Raw genomic sequence first — 18861 nt, 5'->3', positions numbered from 1 at the left:
AGGCATGCACGAGATCCAATTCGGGGCCCGACCCCTCACCATCGAAGACGTCGTCGCGCTGGCCAAACGGCGCGCCACGCCACGCCTCAACCCGGCCCCCGAGTTCCGGGCCCGCATCCAGCGCGGTGCCGACTATCTGGACCGGCTGCTCGCCGAGGAAGGGGTGATCTACGGGGTCACCACGGGCTATGGCGACTCGGTCACCCGCGCAGTGCCGCTCGATCTGGTCGATACCCTGCCCCTGCACCTGACCCGCTTTCACGGCTGTGGCATGGGCGAGAACCTGAGTCTGGCCGCCACCCGTGCCGTGCTGGCAACCCGACTCAACTCGCTGGCACAGGGAGTTTCCGGCGTCAGTCTGTCCCTGCTTGAGCGGCTCACCTGGCTGCTGGAGCAAGACCTGTTGCCGCGCATTCCCGAAGAGGGTTCGGTCGGTGCCAGCGGCGATCTCACTCCGCTCTCCTACGTGGCGGCGGCGCTGATCGGCGAGCGAGAACTCTACCGCAACGGGGAGCTGACCAGCGCGGCCGACCTCTATCGCGAGCTTGGCATCACACCGCTCCAGCTGCGCCCGAAAGAGGGGCTGGCACTGATGAACGGCACCTCGGTGATGACGGCGCTCGCCTGCCTCGCCTACTCCCGCTGCGACTACCTGATGCGGCTCTGCACCCGCATCACCGCGCTGGTGAGCGTGGCGATGGAGGGCAACGCCTTCCACTTTGACGAGCGCCTGTTTGCCTCCAAACCCCACCCTGGCCAGCAGCAGATCGCCGCCTGGCTACGCGCCGATCTGCAGAGCGGCGAGCTGCCGCACCACAGCAACCGGCTGCAGGATCGCTACTCCCTGCGCTGCGCCCCCCACGTCATCGGCGTGGTGGCCGACAGCCTGCCCTGGTGGCGCACGCTTATCGAAAACGAGCTCAACAGCGCCAACGACAACCCCCTCATCGACGGTGACGGGGAGCATGTGATGCACGGCGGCCACTTCTACGGCGGCCATATCGCCATGGCGATGGACAGCATGAAGGTGGCGGTGGCCAATCTGGCCGATCTGCTCGACCGTCAGCTGGCCCAACTGGTCGATAGCAAGTTCAATCAGGGGCTGCCGAGCAACCTCTCCGGCGCAAGCGACGAGCGCCGCTTTATCAACCACGGCTTCAAGGCGGTGCAGATTGGCGCCTCGGCCTGGACTGCGGAAGCCCTCAAGCACACCATGCCCGCCAGCGTCTTCTCGCGCTCGACCGAGTGCCACAATCAGGACAAGGTGAGCATGGGCACCATCGCCGCCCGCGATGCACTGCGGGTGCTGACCCTGACCGAACAGGTGGCCAGCGCCAGTCTGCTGGCGGCGGTGCAGGGGGTCGAGCTGCGCCTCGCCCTGCAGGGCAATGACCTGACCACCCTCAGTCCGGCGCTCGCAGCCACTGTCGAGTCGGTACGCCGCGATCACCCCTTCCTCTGTGAAGACCGGCCGCTGGAGGCCGAGCTGCGCGCCATGATGGCCCGCCTGCAGGCCCGTCACTACCCGATTTATGACGAGGTATCCCATGTCTGAGCCCTGGCAACTGAGTGCCGAGGTCGATGTCACCGTCCCCTTCCACGACGTGGACATGATGGCCGTCGCCTGGCACGGCCACTACCTGCGCTACATCGAGCTGGCCCGCTGTGCCCTGCTCGATCGCATCGACTACAACTACCCGCAGATGGAGGCTTCTGGTTATCTGTGGCCGGTCATCGACGTGCGGATGAAGTACATAGCCCCGCTGCGCTTTGGCCAGACGGTGCGGGTGCGCGCCACCCTGGTCGAGTACCAGCACCGCCTCAAGATCGATTACCTCCTCTATGACCCGCAGAGCGGCAAGCGCACCAGCAAGGGTTACACGGTGCAGGTGGCGGTCAGCAAGCAGAGCGGCGAGATGTGCTTCGCTTCGCCACAGGTGCTGCTCGACAAGCTGGGGGTGAGCGAATGATGGCCCGCCTCACCCTTCTGCTGCTGGCTCTGCTCTCCTGGCCAACGCTGGCAATCACCCTGGCCGATGTGCAGCAACAGCTCACGGCGGCGGATGCCCGCAGCGCCCGCTTCGAGCAGGAGCGCCAGATTAGCGGCCTCACTCAGGCGCTACGCTCCAGCGGCGAGCTGCTGCTGGTAAAGGGCCAAGGGCTCTGGTGGCAGCAGCAAAAGCCCTTTCCCCTGACCCTGACCCTCACGCCGACGCGCATGGTGCAGCAGCTTCCCGGTCAACCGGCCCAGACCCTCGACAGCCCGCAACTGCTGGAGTTCAGCAACCTGATGCTGGCCCTGTTCGACCCGAGCGAAGCGGCGCTGGATAGCTACTTTCGCCACACCCTCTCCAGCGAGGGGGAGGAGTGGACCCTGACCCTCGAGCCCATCCGCTCACCTCTCGACAAGGTCTTCGCCAGTCTGGTGCTCAAGGGGCGTCACGAGCTCGCATCGCTCGCCATCCATGACAAACAGGGCGATGTCACCCTGATCCGCTTTGTTGACTGGCAGCTTAAAACCCTGCCCCTGAATGCCGAGGAGCGATCCCGTTTTGATGCTCACTGAGAAACAGTGGCGCCTGCTGGGGCGACTGTGGCTACTGCTCTGCGTAGCGGTCTGCCTTGCCTTGACGCTGGCCCTGCCCCGCGCCCGCTTCAATACCAGCGTGATGGATCTGCTGCCCAAGGAGGAGCACCAGCAGTGGCATCCGGAAATCCGGGCCGGACTGCTCGGCAACCTCGACCGGCAGCTGGTGTGGCTGGTGAGCCTGCCCGCCGGCGAAAATGGTGAAGCCGCCGCGACCGCGTGGAGCAAGCAGCTGGCCGGCATCAACTCACTGGAACATCTGAAGGCGGCCCAGCCGACCCTCGCCGGCGCCTGGCAGAGCTACATGCGGCAGATGGCGTGGCAACACCTCACGCCGAGCGCACGGGCACGGCTGGCCAGTGGCCCGGAGGGGTGGAGTCAGTGGGTGCTGGGGCAGATCTACTCCCCCTTTGGCGGTGTCTCGCGCGCCGAGTGGCAGGCCGATCCCCTGCTGCTGACCCGCGCCGCAGTGCTTGAGCAGAAGAGTCCGATGCAGCTGGACGAAAAGGGCTGGCTCAGCAGCACCGGGCCGGATGGCCGCCGCTGGTATATGGTGCGGGCCGAGCTCAACCTCTCCGCTTTCGACATGGCGCGTAACCGCCAGCTGCTCACTGAGCTGGCAACCGCCGAGCAGCAGTTGCGCCAGCACTATCCGGGCGTCGAACTGCTGCGCCGCGGCACCCTCTTCTACAGCCAGCACGCCAGCACGCTCGCCGAGCAGGATATCTCGACCATCGGGCTGGGCTCCCTTGTCGGGGTCATTGTGCTGATCTGGCTGGCGTTTCGCTCAGTGCGCGCCCTGCTGCTCTCCCTACTGCCGCTGACGATGGGGATGCTGTGGGGGCTCGGCGCCGTACTGCTGGTATTTGGCGAGATCCACGTCTTCACCCTGGTGATCAGCTCAAGCCTCATCGGCATCTCCATCGACTACGCCATCCACTTCCTGAGCGAGCGGCGCCTGCATGGCCACGAGACACCGGCGCAGACTCGCGCCCACCTGCTGCCGGGGCTGAGTCTGGCGCTGCTCACTACCCTGATCGGCTATGCCCTGCTCTGGCTCGCCCCCTTCCCGGGGCTGCAGCAGCTCGCCATCTGCGCGTTGGCAGGCTTGCTGGCCGCCTTCCTGACCGTGCTGCTGCTCTTCCCCTACTGGCTGGGCGACCTGCCGCAGGGGGCTTTGCCCATCCGCCACTGGCAGGTGCGCTGGATTGAGGCCTGGCAGCGACCGGGCGGCCTGCGCCGCTGGCTGCCGCTACTGGTGCTGGTGATCAGCGCCATCGGCATCAGCCGCCTCGTAGTGGATGACGATATCCAGAAGCTGCAACCCCTGCCCCACGAGCTGCAGGCGCAGGAGCGCCAGATCCAGCAACTGACCGGCCAGCAGGGCGGCATGACCGGCTATCTGGTGGTGGGCAGCGATGGCGAGCAGGCCCTCACCCGGCTCGAAACACTGGCGGATCAGCTTGAGCTGGCCCGCCAGCACAAGGTGCTCGACCAGTTTGTAGCCATCAGCCAGTGGATCCCTTCCAAGGCACGCCAGCAGGCAGATCATCAGGCCATCATGGCGCTGCAACCGGGCGTCATTACCGCCCTCAAGGCTGCCGGTGTACCGGTGGAGGCCAGCGCTCGCCCCCTGGATCTGCTGACCCCCGAGGCGTGGCTAACCAGCCCGGTCAGCGAAGGGAGCCGCCTGCTCTGGTACGCCCTGCCCGATGGCCGGGTCGGGATCTGGGTGCCGCTGGCCGGCATTCACGATGCCGCCGCGCTGGCCCGTCTGGCCGACGAGCATGACGGGATTATCTGGCAGGATCAGCGCAGCCAGTGGAGCCAGCTCTTTGCCGATTACCGCCTCAAGCTCGCCGAGCTGCTGCTGGTCGCGGTGGTGCTGGTGATGGGGCTGCTCTGGCATCGCATCGGCTGGCGCCTGACCCTGCGCATCCTGCTGGTCAACGGGCTGGCTATCGCCATGGGGCTGGCGCTACTCGGCTTCAGTGCCCAGCCGCTCACCCTCTTTGGCGTGCTGGCGCTGAGCCTGATCTTCGGCATCGGCATCGATTACGGGCTCTTCTTCGCCCACTGCGGCAGCGAGCCTGCCCGCCAGCAATCGACCCTGCTCGCCATCCTGCTGGCGCACCTCACCACCCTGCTGGCCTTCGGCCTGCTGGCGCTCAGCAACACCCCGGCCATCGCCGGTTTCGGGATAGTGCTGAGCGGCGGGATCTTCACCGCGTTTCTGTTATCGCCCATGGTGCTGGCCCCGCGGCCAGCAGCGGAGTCATGATGAGATACTGGTACTTGCTGCTGGTACTGCTGACCGGGTGCAGCAGCCAGCAAGGAATTGAGGCGTTTATCGCCCCGGGCGTCCCCCTCTCACTGCCGGCGCCCCAGCGCGCCGAACCGCTAAACCGCCAGCAGTTGCTGATCGCCAGCGTCGAGGACAAGCAGTATCAGCTGCTCACCGCGCTGGAAGCCGGCCATCAGGGCATCACCCTGGTCGGGCTGATGCCGACCGGGGCGCGCCTTTTCAAGGTGCAATACGACCAAAGCGGCATTCACAGCGAGCGGCTGATCCCACTGCCCGGCAATGCCCTGCCCCCACCGGCTCAGGTGCTGGCTGACGTGATGTTCTGCTACTGGCCGCTGGCCGAGTGGCAATCCCATCTGCCAGCGGGCTGGCAGCTGGTCGATGAAGGGGAATTTCGCCGCCTCACCGACCCTGCTGGCGTGCTGGTCACCGAGATCCGCTATCAGAGCTGGCAAGGCCAGCGCGAGCCGGTCAGCCTGACTCAGCACCGCTTTGGCTACCGCCTGCAACTGGAGAATCTGGCGCAATGACCCTCTACATTCACGCCTACAGCCTCATCAACGCCCTCGGCCGTGGCAAGGATGAGGTGAGTGCCGCCCTCGAGGCGTGGCGCACCCGTGGCGCCAGCCCGCTTGATGGCGAGCGCTGGACGCTGGTCGATGGCCGCACCTCGCCGGTTGGCCGGGTGTGCCATCCGCTGCCAGCGGTGACACGGCCCCCCTACGACTCGCGCAATAACCGGCTGCTGCTCGCGGCGCTGGCCGATATCGAAGACGAAGTGAACGCCGCTATCGCCCGCGTCGGCCCGCAGCGGATAGCGCTGGTGCTCGGCACCAGCACCTCCGGCATCGGCGAGGCCGAGGCCGCCGTTGCGGCGAGCGAGCGTGGCGAGGCGCTGCCACCGCAGTTTGACTACGTGCAGCAGGAGCTCGGCTCACCCTCGCTGTTTCTCGCTGCTCACCTTGGCCTTGAGGGGCCGGCGATGACCATCTCGACCGCCTGTTCGTCGAGCGCCCGCGCCTTCATCACCGCCCGCCGCCTGCTGGCCAGCGGTCAGGCCGATGTGGCGCTGGTCGGTGGTGCCGACTCCCTGTGCGGCCTCACCCTCAACGGCTTTGACAGTCTCGAGTCCCTGAGTGAACAGCGCTGCCAGCCGTTTGCTGCCGGGCGCGACGGCATCAATATCGGTGAAGGGGCAGCCCTGTTTCTGGTGAGCCCAGAGCCCGCTCCGCTTGCCCTGCTGGGGGATGGGGAGTCATCGGATGCCTGGCATATCTCGGCGCCGCACCCGCAAGGGGAAGGGGCCGAGCGGGCAATGCAGATGGCGCTGACCCGCGCCGGCCTTGAGGCTAAGCGGATCGGCTACGTCAACGCCCACGGCACCGCCACCCGCCTCAACGACGAGATGGAGAGCCGCGCGCTGGCGCGCCTCTTCCCGAACAAGGTGCCGGTCAGCTCGACCAAGGTGCTGACCGGCCACACCCTCGGGGCCGCCGGCGCGACCGAAGCAGCGCTCTGCTGCCTGCTGATCGAGCGCGCCCTGCCGCTACCGCCACAGAGTGAAACCGCCGATCCGGCGCTGGGCCCCATCGCCCTTGTTCAGGATCAGGGGCCGGTCGATATCATCATGTCCAACTCGTTTGCCTTTGGTGGCAACAACGTCAGCCTGATTTTTGGCAAAGAGGCATCATGACTTTTCCTCCCATAGAACAACTGCTTCCCCATCGCGCGCCCATGCTGCTGCTCGAGCGCGTCACGGCGCACGACGAGCAGAGTGTCTGCTGCGAAACGGTGGTGGGAGCAAGGCAGGCGCTGCTGCTCGATGACAATGGCGATCTGCCCGGCTGGTGCGGTATCGAACTGATGGCGCAAACCATCGCTGCCTGGGCCGGTATGCAGGCGCACCAGCACCATGAGCCGGTGCGGATCGGCATGCTGCTCGGAACCCGCAAATACCAGAGCCAGCTGCCCGTGTTTGGCGCCGGTAGCCTGCTGCGCATCGAGGCGCACTGCCTGCTGCAGGATGCCGGAATGGCCAGCTTTGAATGCAGCATCTGGATTGGGGATCGCGAGTGTGCCAGAGCCCGCCTGAGCACCTATCAGCCCACCGAGGCGCAACTGACAGATTTACTGGAGCAGAAACAATGAACTCGACCGTATTGGTAAGCGGCGCCAGCAAGGGCATTGGCCGCGCCATCGCCCTCAAGCTGGCGGCCGACGGTTTCACCGTGGTCGTCCACTACCACAGCGACCAGCAGGGGGCGCAAGCGACCCTCGACGAGATCACCACGCACGGCGGGGCCGGGCGATTGATCCAGTTCGATATCGGCGATCGCGAGCTGTGCCGCGAACGCCTTGAAGCCGACATCGAGCAGCACGGTGCCTACTACGGCGTGGTCTGCAATGCCGGTATCGTGCGTGACGGCGCCTTCCCGGCGCTCACCGATGACGAATGGGATGATGTCATTCACACCAACCTCGACGGTTTCTACAACCTGCTCAAGCCCTGCATCATGCCGATGATCGGGCTGCGCCGCGGCGGGCGCATCGTCACCCTCTCCTCGGTCTCCGGCATCATGGGCAACCGCGGTCAGGTCAACTACAGCGCCTCCAAGGCCGGCCTTATCGGCGCGACCAAGGCGCTGGCACTAGAGCTCGCCAAACGGCGGATCACGGTCAACTGCGTGGCGCCAGGGCTGATCGATACCGGCATGGTCAGCCCGGAAGTTGAGGGTGAAGCGCTCAAGATGATCCCCCTCAAACGCATGGGGCAGGCTGAGGAGGTGGCCGGTCTGGTCTCCTACCTGATGTCCGACATCGCCGGCTATGTCACCCGGCAAGTAATTTCCATCAACGGAGGCCTGATATGAATCGACGGGTCGTAGTCACCGGCATGGCCGGTGTGACCGCCTTTGGCAACGACTGGGCCAGCGTCAAACCGCGCCTGCAGGCAGGGCGCAACGCCGTGGTCACCATGCACGAGTGGGGCGTCTATGACGGGCTCAACACCCGGCTAGCCGCACCGATCAGCGACTTTGCCCTGCCGGCCCACTATCCGCGCAAGAAGATCCGCGCCATGGGGCGAGTCTCCGAGATGTCGACCGTGGCCTCCGAGCTGGCGCTGGAGCAGGCGAAGTTGCTGAACGAACCGGTGCTGAGCGATGGCCGCACCGGTATCGCCTATGGCTCCTCCACCGGCAGCACGGCGCCCATCAGCGCCTTTGGCGCCATGCTCAACGACAAGACCACCGCCAACATCACCGCCACCACCTATGTGCAGATGATGCCGCACACAACGGCGGTCAACACCGGCCTCTTCTTTGGCCTGCGTGGCCGGGTCATCCCGACATCCAGCGCCTGTACCTCCGGCAGCCAGGGGATCGGTTACGCCTACGAGGCGATCCGCCACGGCTACCAGACCGTGATGGTGGCGGGTGGCGCGGAGGAGCTCTGCCCCTCCGAAGCTGTGGTGTTCGATACCCTGTTTGCCACCAGTCAGCTCAACGATACCCCCGAGCTCACCCCGCGCCCGTTTGACCGGGATCGCGACGGACTGGTGATCGGCGAAGGAGCTGGCACTCTGGTGCTCGAAGAGCTGGAACATGCCCTCGCCCGCGGTGCGCCCATCATCGCCGAGCTGGTCGGCTTTGCCACCAACTGCGATGCGGCCCACGTTACCCAACCCCAGAGCCAGACCATGCAGCTCTGCATGCAGATGGCGCTGGATCAGGCCGGGTTGCGTCCGGAGCAAATTGGCTACATCAGTGCCCACGGCACCGCCACCGAGCGGGGCGATATCGCCGAGAGCCAGGCAACCGCCGCCATCTTCGGTGACAAAACCCCCATCTCCTCGCTCAAGAGCTACTTCGGCCATACCCTCGGCGCCTGTGGCGCCATCGAAGCCTGGCTGTCGCTTGAGATGCTGCACGACGGCTGGTTTGCTCCGACCCTCAATCTGGCCAACCCGGATCCTGCCTGCGAGCCCCTCGACCACATCACGGGTCAAGGACGACAGCTGGAGATCGAGTATCTGATGTCCAACAACTTCGCCTTTGGCGGCATCAACACCTCGCTGATCTTCCGCCGCTGGCGCGACGAGACAAAATAAGTAACATCACCGCAAGCAACGAAAAAGGGGCCGATATGGCCCCTTGTTTTATCCGCAATCCGGCGTCTCTATCCGCCTCAGCGATCCCGGTTCAGGGCGATGAGTTTGTCGAGCACCACCTCACCATCAGCCCGCAAGCCGTTGTGCTCATACTCGTTGGTGATCCAGGCGCGGCTGCTACCCAAACCGCGCAGCGTCTCGCGACTGTAGTCAAACTCCACATACATATCCTCGGCATAGACGGCGCAGGCCACCGGCACCTGGTTGCGGGCCAGCTGGGCCGGGTCATAGAGCGGCCCCCAGTCCGCCTTGTTGGCCAACAGATGGGCAGCCTCTTTCAGGGGCAGCAACTCGCGGAACTGCTCGAACATCCAGGGGAAGATCATCTCGCCAGTGAAGGCGAAATCCTTGCCGGGTGCCCAGTTCAGTTCGGGAAGTGCCTCTCTGACCCGGGCGGCGGCCCAGCGGGTCGCCTCCCCTTCGGCGTAGATGGCCTCGTGCAGGATGGCGAACAGCGGATTGGTATTGAATGGCTGCATGCTCTGCACCTGATAGAGAAACGCCGGGCTCAGCTTGTCGCCGATAAAGGCCTCCTCCAGCAGATAGTAGAGCTCCTCGAAGGCGCCCGTGGCCCCCAGATCCAGCCCCTGCTGCTGGAACTGCTCCACCGTCAGGCGCTGGCCGTTGGGCAGCCGCACATCGTGCTGGTGCAGATGGTTGGCCAGCCGGTTGGCGATGGGCTGGGCATGGGGGAAGCGGGCAAAGAAGGCGCGATTCTTGTCGGCCACCCGCTGGTAGGTGGCGCGGTAGACCTCCTCTGCACTGCGGCCAATCGGCGCGATGCCGCCGGTGATATAGACCTCCCGCAGACTGTCGGGGAACAGCGAGAGATAAGTCAGACAGCAGAAACCGCCAAAGCTTTGCCCCAGCAGGCTCCAGCGATGGTTGGGGCTCAGCTCCTGCCGGATAAACTCGGCATCCTGCACTATGCTGTCGGCGCGGAATGGCTGAGATACTCCGCCTGCTCAGCCGGGGTCATTTTGGCCAGTGTATGACTGTGGATGGGGCTTGACATGCCGGTGCCCCGCTGATCGAGCAGTACCACCCGAAACTCTTCGAGCGCCCGCTTGAGCCAGCCACTGTTGGCGGTCGGGCGCGGCGCCCCGAAACCAGGGCCGCCCTGCAAAAAGAGCAGCCAGGGGAGCTTGTCATCGAGCCGCTCCTTGCGGCACAAAGTGCGGGCAAAGAGGGTCAGGCTCTCGCCATCGGGATCGTCGTGATCGAGTGGAACGGTAAAAAAGTGCGGCTCGCAGTGGATGCCGTCCAGTACGTAGTGCAGTGGGCTGCTCATCTTGACTCTCTCCATGTCGAGGTCGGAATAGGCTCAGCCCATCTTAGCCTCGCTCGCCAGCCGGGTCATGCCGCTTTTTGCGAATGTGGAAGCTGCTTCAAAGGGTGCAAAAAGAGGATTGAATCGCGCAGTCAGGGAGGAGATTGCTTGCTGAATTATTCTCTTGGCCGGGAGATTGACGCCATGCACTCATTCAACAAAGATGGCGAGCCTGCAGAGGAGTGCAGGTATTCAGGCCGTCAAAATGGATAAGGGAACGTGATGAAACCAAAGTGGATCAGGGCCGGAAAAAGAGAGAAAAAGCCATGCCCTGGCAGCATGTTGCAGACCGGCATGCTGCTGTTCAGTGCCACCTGTGGCGCGACGCTCTTTTTAGCCGCCTGCAACGGCAGCTAGAAATGAAAAAGCCCGCTCGATTGAGCGGGCTTTTCGAATTTGGCTCCTCCTACTGGACTTGAACCAGTGACATACGGATTAACAGTCCGCCGTTCTACCGACTGAACTAAGGAGGAATTATGGTGCCCAGAGACGGAATCGAACCGCCGACACGGGGATTTTCAATCCCCTGCTCTACCGACTGAGCTATCTGGGCAACGGCGCGCATTAAACCCTTTCCGGCGCACGGTGTCAACCACGCTGGCACGATAAAAATTCCGTTCGCTCAACAACTGAACGTAACGGGGAGTTATTGACCGTTTCGGGGCAAAAACCTGGCTCGCCACACCACTCTCCTGTGCCATTCATCACCAAACAGCGGGAAATCAGCGCTTCTGCAGGTTTGCCGCATTGAGCCGGATGCGCTGTGCGAGTATGCTTTGCCGCAACGATACCGCCTGGAGGCAATATGAGTCTGAATATGCAAGAGTGGCGTGAAGAGACCACAGAGATCGTCAACGAGCTGCTGGCCGACGGCAGCAACCCTGACGCGGATTACGACATTGAACACCACTTCGCCTGCCAGGATTTCGACCGTCTGGAAAAAGCAGCGGTTGACCTGTTCAAGGCCGGTTTTGAAGTGACCGATGCCGAAGAGATGGAACTGGATGACGGCGCCACCATCTTCTGCTTCGATGCCACCATCGAGTGCAAGCTGAATGTCGAAGCCATCGTGGCCGATATCGCCAAGATGCTGCCCATCCTCGAAAAATACGGGGTGGACTACGATGGCTGGGGCACCTACTTCCAGGATTGATCCTGTCCCCATCGCCAAACAACAAGGCCACCGCAAGGTGGCCTTGTTGTTTCTGGCACGAAGTCAGCCCAGATAGCTGGCGGCGAACTCCTGCGGCGGCAGCGGCCGGCTGAACAGGTAACCTTGCAGACGATCGCAACCGGCATCGGTCAGCCACTGCTGCTGCTCCGGCGTCTCCACCCCCTCGGCCGTGATGCGGATCCCGAGCTCATGGCCCAGCCCAATCACGGAACGGACGATAGCGGTCGTCGCCGTGTTGCTGGCAAGACCCTGAGTAAAACTGCGATCCAGCTTGAGGGTCGCGACTTTGAGCCGCGGCAGATAGGCCAGCGAGCAGTAGCCGGTGCCGAAGTCATCGATGGCCAGCTGGAAGCCGGCGGCGATCAGGTTGTCGAGGTTGGTCTCTATCTGGTCGGCATTCTCCATCAAGACCCCTTCGGTGATCTCCAGTTCCAGCTGACTGGCCTTGAGCCCGTGGCGGACAATACAACCCTGTACCAGCTCGCACAGGACCGGATCACGAAATTGCAGCGGCGAGAGGTTGATGGAGAGCATCATCTCCGGGCAAGCCGCCTGCCACTGCGCCAGCTGGGCACAACCCTGTTCCAGCATCAGCTGACCAAGCTGGCCGATCACCCCCATCTCTTCTGCCAGCGGGATGAACTCGTCGGGGGAGATCATCCCCAGCTCGGGATGGGGCCAGCGACAGAGCAGCTCGGCGCCGTGCAACCGGAGCGTTCTGCTGCAGACGATGGGTTGATAGACCGCAACCAGCTGGGCCGACTTGATGGCCAGTGGCAGCTGGGCCGCGATGAGCTGACGCCGTTTGAGCTTGGCATGGAGCTCAGGATCGAACAGGGTGGTGTAGTGCTGCTGCCGCTTGCCCTGCGCCAATGCCGCCTCCGCATGGCTGAGCAGCCGTTCGGCATCATTGGCCTTGCCCTGAGCCAGCCCGAGGAAAACCGGGATCTGGATGCGGTGCTCTTCCACCTGATAGTGCTCCATCAGCTGCTGCTGCAACTGCTGGCTCCACCCTGGCAACGGCTCGCTGAGCTCGGGCAGCAGCAGGCTGAAGTCATCAGCCGCCACCCGGCACAGCAGCGAGCGCGGCGGCGCCAACTGCTGCAGCCGCTTGGCCACCTGACTGAGCAGACGATCGGCAATCCGGATCCCGAAGCGATCGTTGATCTCGCGAAAATGGTGCAGGTCGACCAGCACCAGCGTGGCATTGCGGCCCCCGAGATGGCGGCTGGTCTGCAGAAAGCGGGAGAGCTTGAGCAAGCCGGTCAGGCTGTCGTAGTGCTGCTCCTGTTGCAGTTGGGCCTGAGTGGTACGCAGCCCCGTGATATCGCGACCCAGCGTCAGCACGCCGAGGGAGTGGCCATCACCATCGGACACATCCACCCGGGTGATCTCCATATGCCGCCCCTTGCCACTGGCGTCCAGCAGGCAGCACTCTCCCTGATCCATCCCTTGCGGCGCAGAGAGGCGATAGGGGATCTGGTGGCCCAGCACCTCCTCGGCCCGCTGCCCGATAAAGTCGAGAAAAGCCTGATTGCACTCCAGCAGCACGCCGTTATGGTCATCGAAGCGGATAATATCGGGGATCGCATCCAGCAAAAACCGCTGCAGCACCTGCTGGTTCTTGACCGTCTGTTCGAGGTTTTTTCGTTGCGCAATCTCGTTGACCACGCCAAACACGGCATAAGGCTCGCCCTGCAGGTCATAGAGCGGCACCTTGTGGATCTCCATCCAGCTGGTGTTGCCACCGCTGTTGCAGTGGAGCTGCTGGTAAAGCAGCGGCTCCCCTTTCGCCAGCAGTTGTCTGTCCTCTTCGCCAAAGATGTCTCCCCACGGCATCTGCGCATTCGTCTTGCCGACCACCTCGGCAGGCGAGGGATAACCTGCCTCGCTGGCAAACATGCGGTTGGCAAAGAGGTAGCGCCCATGCTTATCCCGACAGAAGATACTCATTGGCAGATGGTCGATGATCTGCTGCAGCAGATCCGGGGTGAGCATGTTGTTCACAGGGGCGCTTATGGAGGAATTTCGAGCAAATCTATGATAGCAAACCGGTTTTGTAAAGCGACCTGACTGGCACAATAACACGCTCGATGCAGGATGCTTGCTGACAGAGATTGTCGCTCCGGAGATAATAGGCGCCGGTTGGCCAATGGCCGGATGAAATGGACGAGAGAAAGAAGATGAAAAAGATTATGGGAGGCGCTCTGGCGCTGCTGCTGGTCGGTTGTGCCGGTGACAACAATGGTGGTGAAGAGTACCGCTACAACCCGCCGATTGCCAAGGCGACCAACAATACCCAGGAGATGGCGATCCCGGTTGACCTGGTATGGGCCCGTGCCGAGAAGTGGTTCACCGATCACGGCCTCAACATCGAAAACAGCCAACGCGGTTCCGGCCTGATGACCGCCAACGTCGAGCACTCTGCCGACGGTCTGGAGTGGCTGGATTGCGGTACCATGGGCTCCAAAGTAGCGCTGGGTAACCCCAACCTGCAGATCAACCTGATCATCACCCAGAGCGGCAACAGCAGCGTGGCGACTGTCAACGTCAAGGGCAACACCGAGCTGTTCTTCGTTGAATCCTCAGGCGAGCGCGTACCGGCCCCCTCCATCAAGCCGGTCTGTGTCTCTCGCGGCACCCTGGAGCAGAGCCTGTTCGCCACCCTCGGCAACTGATTTTTCTTCGCTTCAAAATAAAAAAGCGGCAGATTGCTCTGCCGCTTTTTATTACGTAGCTGATAGTGCTTACGGCTTATCAATATCGAGCATGTGATTATTCAACATGTAATCGATCACCTGATTGGACGTGGTCGCCGACCCTCCCGTCAGACTGCCAAAGGTGTGGTTCATCAACACAATCTCCTGAGTAGGTGTTGCTGCACTACTATCTTCTTTGATAAACAGATGCACCCCATCATTTTTCTCTAAAACGGAGAGCAAAGACTTCAGATCGTTCTGGTTGTGAGAACCGTCGTGATCCAGCAGATCGCGCAGATCCAGCTTGTCACCTTCCGAAAGGTTGAATGTGCCTGACCCCTTGTTGAAGTCCATGATGTAATCCGTGGTCAGAGAACCGGATACGGTATCCCCCTTGTTCCAGACAAAAGTATCTGAACCACCGTCACCACGCATTACATCGTTGCCGAGCCCGCCGATCAGGATATCGTTCCCCAGACCACCACGCAGCGCATCGTTGTGACTGCCCCCATCGATGTAGTCGTCACCGGTGCCACCAAACAGGATATCGGAACCTGACTGCCCGTAGATCTTGTCATTGCCACTGCCACCATTGACCACATCTGCTTTGCTACTGCTGACATCAACACTCAGCAACAGACCGTCACCATCGAGCATGGCATCGGCACCAGACAAGCTGCCGGTCATGATGTGATGAGCCTTGAGCTGATCTACCGTCAGTTGCAACGAATCATCGGTACCGAAGCCATCTGCCCCGGTTTTGCCTGCATAAATCACATCGTTACCGCTGCCGGTTTCAATGTGGTCATTGCCAGCACCGCTGCTAACGATCTGGTCGGCACTTCCCTTGTTGTAGCTGGTACCGCTATGCATATGGTCGGTGCCGCCGTTACTGGTAGTGACTTCGCCCAGCAGATTACCGCCGAAGGAAACATCCATGCGGTCAGGATTAGCCGCATTCTCGCCATTGCGCACCACGATGGAGTCATTGAGGTCAGTACCATCAACAGTCAGCGGCAGATGAACCGGTACCCCATTGCTGTCCACCGGATTGACGCTGATGGTCAGAGTACTGTTGGTGGTGTCGCCATCACCATCGCGCACGCTGTAGCTAAACACCTCGCGCGCATCAGCCGGGATTTGACTGCCATTCTTGGTGACCTGATAGGTATAGGCACCGTTGGCCAGAATGGTCAGCACCCCGTACAGACCAACTACCTGGGTACCAGCGCCGTTGGTATAGGTGGTCGAGCTGCTGCCGACTCCGTAGCCAATGACACTCAGGCCACCATCAGCACCGGCAAGATCGTTGGCCAGCACATTTCCTGTGGTCTGCGGCAGCTGATAACCAGATCCCTCCACCAACTTGACGATCAGATCGAAGCTGTTGCTGGCATTCTCTTTGGTGTAAATAGTCTTCACCACATTGCCACCCGCATCGCGGAAACCCAGTACCTCCAGCGTGTATGCCTTACCTTCAAAGTTGAAGGTTGCGGTCGTATTACCGATCGAGATGATGTCATCACCATTCCCCCATTTGTCATTGGGGGTTTCGTTATGATTGAAATTCACAACAAGTTTTATTGGTGTGACCCGTCCCAGTACATCAGTTACGGAGAAAGTGACCTCCATCGTTGCAGCACTGATAGCATCGTTATAAATCGGGTTGTTGTAGTGAGTGAATGTGCCCAGTTTGATCTCTTCATTGATCGGAATTGCGCCATTCAATGCCGCATCATTGTCCAGGAAGCCGTAGCCAGACGGATTACTACCCCCACCCCAACGAATCTGATCTTTACCTGGGTTAACATCATCAGAGTCACTGACTTTGACATACGAACCACCACTCCAATTTACCCAGTTAGCATCAACCCCCGAAACTTGGAATGAATCAACAACCACATTAACTTTGGCATCATCGACCACAGCAACCGGCACATCATCACGCACGGCGACATCGAAAGAACCGGTAGCAGTATCGGAACCAGCTTTGCTCACCTCATAATTCACTGTGAGACGCAGCTCATCCTGACTGCTCAATACACTGCTTTGACCATCCACAAGGTGGCTGAGCGGCTTGATCAGGGTGAAGGTATAGCTCGGCGGATTGGCGCTGTTGTCTACCGTTACGGTAAAGGCCACATTGGCCGGATTGGTTCCAAAGTAACCTTTGAGACCCGCACCATCCTGAACCACATTCACGGGCTGGCCATCAATGCCGGTAATGCCACTCAATCCGGTGATGCTGACCAACTTGAGCTGAACGCCGGATACGTTGCCACCATTGCCATCGGTAACCTGCAGCGATTGAGTCACCGAAAGCGGACCGCTGGTCGGCGTCCCGACAGGCTCGGGCAAGACGGCGTTGCCACCAGACAAACCATCCTCATCGACCAGACCACCACCGAGCCGCACCGAGAAATCATTGTCGACTATGGTGCCGGTGCCACTCTTGTCACCCACAGTCACTTGCAGAGTCTCGTTAGTCTCAACCAGACGATCGTTCACCGTAGGAACAGTGACTGTGAAGCTGGTCACCCCTGCAGGAACGCTCACACTCTTGCCATCGGCGCTCAAAGTCACACCATTGCTAAATGTTGGCCTTCCCCAATCAGCGCTTGTCGCGGCATTTGTTCCAGTGCCAGCAATGGAGAAGTTGTACTCGGTCGCCACATTAGTCACCCCGCTCAGGGTCACGACATGTTGCAGACTAGTACCTTCAAGCTCGCTGTCACTTGTTATATTGACCACTGTCGGGCGTACTAGCGGGTTGACAGCAAAGCTGCCCTGCGAGCCATCACCGTCGCGATCATATGCCTTGAAGGTAAAGTCGATGTCGCCATCGTCCGGACGCTGCATCTCGGCATACTGGAAGAACTCCCACTTGCCGGTAGCAGGGGTGAACTCCAACTTGAAGACCAATTTGCCACTCTCATCATTCCCCAGCAGGGTGTTGTTCCCACTCTTGCTGATAGTGATGGGGGAGCCAGTGGCCGTCAGCAGGCCACGTTCAAAATCTTCCGGCTTGATGTCCAGCGCCATATAACCTTTACCATCCGCCCCCCATTGCGTTGCAACTGTACCCGAACCATAGGCAATAGCCTGCGGGGTAGAGGAGCCTATGAACTCGATAGACTTGACGGTAAAGTCGCTGTTGTCTGAGGTATTGGTGTTGCCGTTGTTGGTGGCCTTGATCACCATGGTGTCAAAACCGCCCTGCTGCACCTGGAAGTTTTGGTTGTACTCTCCACCTGCCGCATCCGAGCTAAATGTCAGTGTGGAGATCAATACTCCTCCGCGGTAAAACTCCACGACACCACTCTCCTTCTCGCCGCCAAACATCTGGCTGAACTTGATGTTGGCACCATAGGCCACGGTTCCCGGATCGAGCTTGACGATTAGCTCCTCAGATGCAGACTTGCCATTGTCAAAGAGACGGAAATCCACTTCATTGGCCAGGTTGTGATAAGGGCTATCGCCACTGGCAACGCCAAGCCCAGCCGTTGAAGCATTAACATCTGCAGCAATAAGAGTTGAATCGGTCGACGACTTGAATCCTTTTGCCGTGATTTTAAACCCGTCCAGATCAAGCTCTCTCTGGTTTGCTGTTGCCGAGTACCGAGTCAAATCAAACAGACCAGTCAATACATTCGGAATGTTTGTCTTAGTGACGGAAACACCATCGGTGGCAAGAGCAATGGGAGCATCGTCTTCAACCGTGATGGGCAGCGAACCAACCGTAGTACTCTGACCATCAGACACAGAGACTCCGACGTTGAAGCTCAGCGTGTCCTCGGCACCAGTCACCGGATGATCGAGGGCTCCTTTCAGAGTAACGTCATAACCCCAATCGCCTTTGGTGCTTCCTGCAGGTGCGGTCAGTTTGACATCAAGCACAGCCTTATAGTCCGCACCACCCAAGGTACCGGTATACCCGGTCAACACCTTGCCTGATGCATCCCAGTTCCACTTCACATCCAGCCCGCCGGACTTGAGCCCGGACGGACCAGTGAGGCTGACCATAACGCTACTGCTATCGGCATCACCCACAGTAATAGTCCCGCTGGCGACGGTCGCATTCGTGGTATCTGTATTACCTGTGGTATCAGGCAACCCGTTGGCCAGCCCCTCTTCGGACACCACCGCAGGTTTATTGATCACCACGGTAGGGGGAGCATCGTTGTCCACAATGACGCTCTCAGCACTACCTTTTCCATTTACTATCGAGATAGCTTCAAATGCTGAATTGGTCTTCACACCACTGATAGTTACAGCAAGCTTTTCATCTATCTCATAAATGGTGTCGTTTACTGTAGTAACAGTAAATTCGGCTTTGCCGTTTGCACCGATGGTCACGCTGGCCGGACGACCGCTGGTGTCGCCATCATTGGCCGCCGCCCCGCTCCATGCCAAGTTCAGGGTCACCAGTTTGCCTGCCGGCAGTGTCACGGCGTTGCCGTCCTTGTCCACCAGGCTCACGGTATATTTGAGCGCGCCACCTTCCACCACCCTGGATTGATCCACCTCGATCTGGGCATACACGGTGTCTTCCGCTCCCGGTACCGCCTCGTCGGTGATAGTGGTGGTCACCGCACCCG

General features: G+C 61.0%; 13 protein-coding genes, 2 tRNA genes and 1 pseudogene. 11 read left to right on the top strand and 5 right to left on the bottom strand.

Features of this window, described 5'->3' with window-relative positions; all coding sequences use genetic code 11:
* The first annotated feature begins 4 nt into the window (after window positions 1-4).
* Genes LG31_RS0111375 through LG31_RS0111335 form a run of 9 tightly spaced genes read left to right on the top strand, consistent with a single transcriptional unit; the run spans window position 5 to window position 9000 of the window.
* Entirely contained in the window at window positions 5-1555 is a 1551-nt protein-coding gene (locus LG31_RS0111375) for an HAL/PAL/TAL family ammonia-lyase (protein ID WP_420796191.1), read from the top strand.
* Complete coding sequence (locus LG31_RS0111370; RefSeq protein WP_141689715.1) at window positions 1548-1970, top strand: acyl-CoA thioesterase; 423 nt, start codon at window positions 1548-1550, stop codon at window positions 1968-1970. Before LG31_RS0111375 ends, LG31_RS0111370 begins: the two co-directional genes overlap by 8 nt.
* Window positions 1970-2566, top strand: coding sequence for an outer membrane lipoprotein carrier protein LolA (locus LG31_RS0111365; RefSeq protein ID WP_033114698.1), 597 nt, complete (start codon window positions 1970-1972; stop codon window positions 2564-2566). The genes LG31_RS0111370 and LG31_RS0111365 overlap by 1 nt, the downstream gene beginning before the upstream one ends.
* Window positions 2553-4868: an MMPL family transporter gene (locus LG31_RS0111360; RefSeq protein ID WP_050513448.1), complete on the top strand. Its 2316-nt coding sequence runs from the start codon at window positions 2553-2555 to the stop codon at window positions 4866-4868. Before LG31_RS0111365 ends, LG31_RS0111360 begins: the two co-directional genes overlap by 14 nt.
* Window positions 4865-5422, top strand: a complete 558-nt coding sequence (locus LG31_RS0111355) for a DUF3261 domain-containing protein (protein ID WP_033114581.1) — start codon at window positions 4865-4867, stop codon at window positions 5420-5422. Before LG31_RS0111360 ends, LG31_RS0111355 begins: the two co-directional genes overlap by 4 nt.
* A complete protein-coding gene (locus LG31_RS0111350; protein WP_033114580.1) occupies window positions 5419-6585 on the top strand; it encodes a beta-ketoacyl-[acyl-carrier-protein] synthase family protein in 1167 nt (388 codons plus the stop codon). Before LG31_RS0111355 ends, LG31_RS0111350 begins: the two co-directional genes overlap by 4 nt.
* A complete protein-coding gene (locus LG31_RS0111345; RefSeq protein ID WP_033114579.1) occupies window positions 6582-7040 on the top strand; it encodes a hotdog family protein in 459 nt (152 codons plus the stop codon). Before LG31_RS0111350 ends, LG31_RS0111345 begins: the two co-directional genes overlap by 4 nt.
* A complete protein-coding gene (locus LG31_RS0111340) occupies window positions 7037-7762 on the top strand; it encodes a 3-ketoacyl-ACP reductase FabG2 (protein ID WP_033114578.1) in 726 nt (241 codons plus the stop codon). Before LG31_RS0111345 ends, LG31_RS0111340 begins: the two co-directional genes overlap by 4 nt.
* Window positions 7759-9000, top strand: a complete 1242-nt coding sequence (locus LG31_RS0111335; RefSeq protein WP_033114577.1) for a beta-ketoacyl-ACP synthase — start codon at window positions 7759-7761, stop codon at window positions 8998-9000. Before LG31_RS0111340 ends, LG31_RS0111335 begins: the two co-directional genes overlap by 4 nt.
* A gap of 77 nt (window positions 9001-9077) precedes the next feature.
* Here the strand turns inward: LG31_RS0111335 and LG31_RS0111330 are convergent.
* The 3 genes and pseudogenes from LG31_RS0111330 to LG31_RS0111320 all read right to left on the bottom strand — a co-directional run bounded on the left by LG31_RS0111330 (window position 9078) and on the right by LG31_RS0111320 (window position 10943).
* Window positions 9078-10351, bottom strand: a pseudogene (locus LG31_RS0111330) (alpha/beta fold hydrolase).
* A 436-nt stretch (window positions 10352-10787) separates the two neighbouring features.
* Window positions 10788-10863: transfer RNA gene (locus LG31_RS0111325), tRNA-Asn, on the bottom strand.
* Between the two features lie 4 nt (window positions 10864-10867).
* Window positions 10868-10943: transfer RNA gene (locus tag LG31_RS0111320), tRNA-Phe, on the bottom strand.
* Window positions 10944-11207: 264 nt separating this feature from the next.
* Between LG31_RS0111320 and rraB the strand changes: the two genes are divergently transcribed.
* Window positions 11208-11543 (top strand): ribonuclease E inhibitor RraB, encoded by a 336-nt coding sequence (gene rraB, locus LG31_RS0111315; protein WP_033114697.1) that lies wholly within the window; start codon window positions 11208-11210, stop codon window positions 11541-11543.
* 63 nt (window positions 11544-11606) lie between these two features.
* On the opposite strand, the gene LG31_RS0111310 is transcribed toward rraB, so the two are convergent.
* Window positions 11607-13571 (bottom strand): sensor domain-containing protein, encoded by a 1965-nt coding sequence (locus LG31_RS0111310; RefSeq protein WP_033114576.1) that lies wholly within the window; start codon window positions 13569-13571, stop codon window positions 11607-11609.
* Between the two features lie 176 nt (window positions 13572-13747).
* On the opposite strand from LG31_RS0111310, the gene LG31_RS0111305 reads away from it, so the two are divergent.
* Entirely contained in the window at window positions 13748-14242 is a 495-nt protein-coding gene (locus LG31_RS0111305; RefSeq protein ID WP_033114575.1) for a hypothetical protein, read from the top strand.
* Between the two features lie 69 nt (window positions 14243-14311).
* On the opposite strand, the gene LG31_RS20140 is transcribed toward LG31_RS0111305, so the two are convergent.
* Window positions 14312-18853, bottom strand: coding sequence for a choice-of-anchor K domain-containing protein (locus LG31_RS20140; protein WP_238567514.1), 4542 nt, complete (start codon window positions 18851-18853; stop codon window positions 14312-14314).
* Between the last annotated feature and the right edge of the window lie 8 nt (window positions 18854-18861).

The organism is Aeromonas lacus (genome assembly GCF_000764665.1).
Lineage (GTDB): Bacteria > Pseudomonadota > Gammaproteobacteria > Enterobacterales > Aeromonadaceae > Aeromonas > Aeromonas lacus.
The sequence above is the reverse complement of the archived record's forward strand: the minus strand, read 5'-3'. Positions and strand labels throughout refer to the sequence as shown.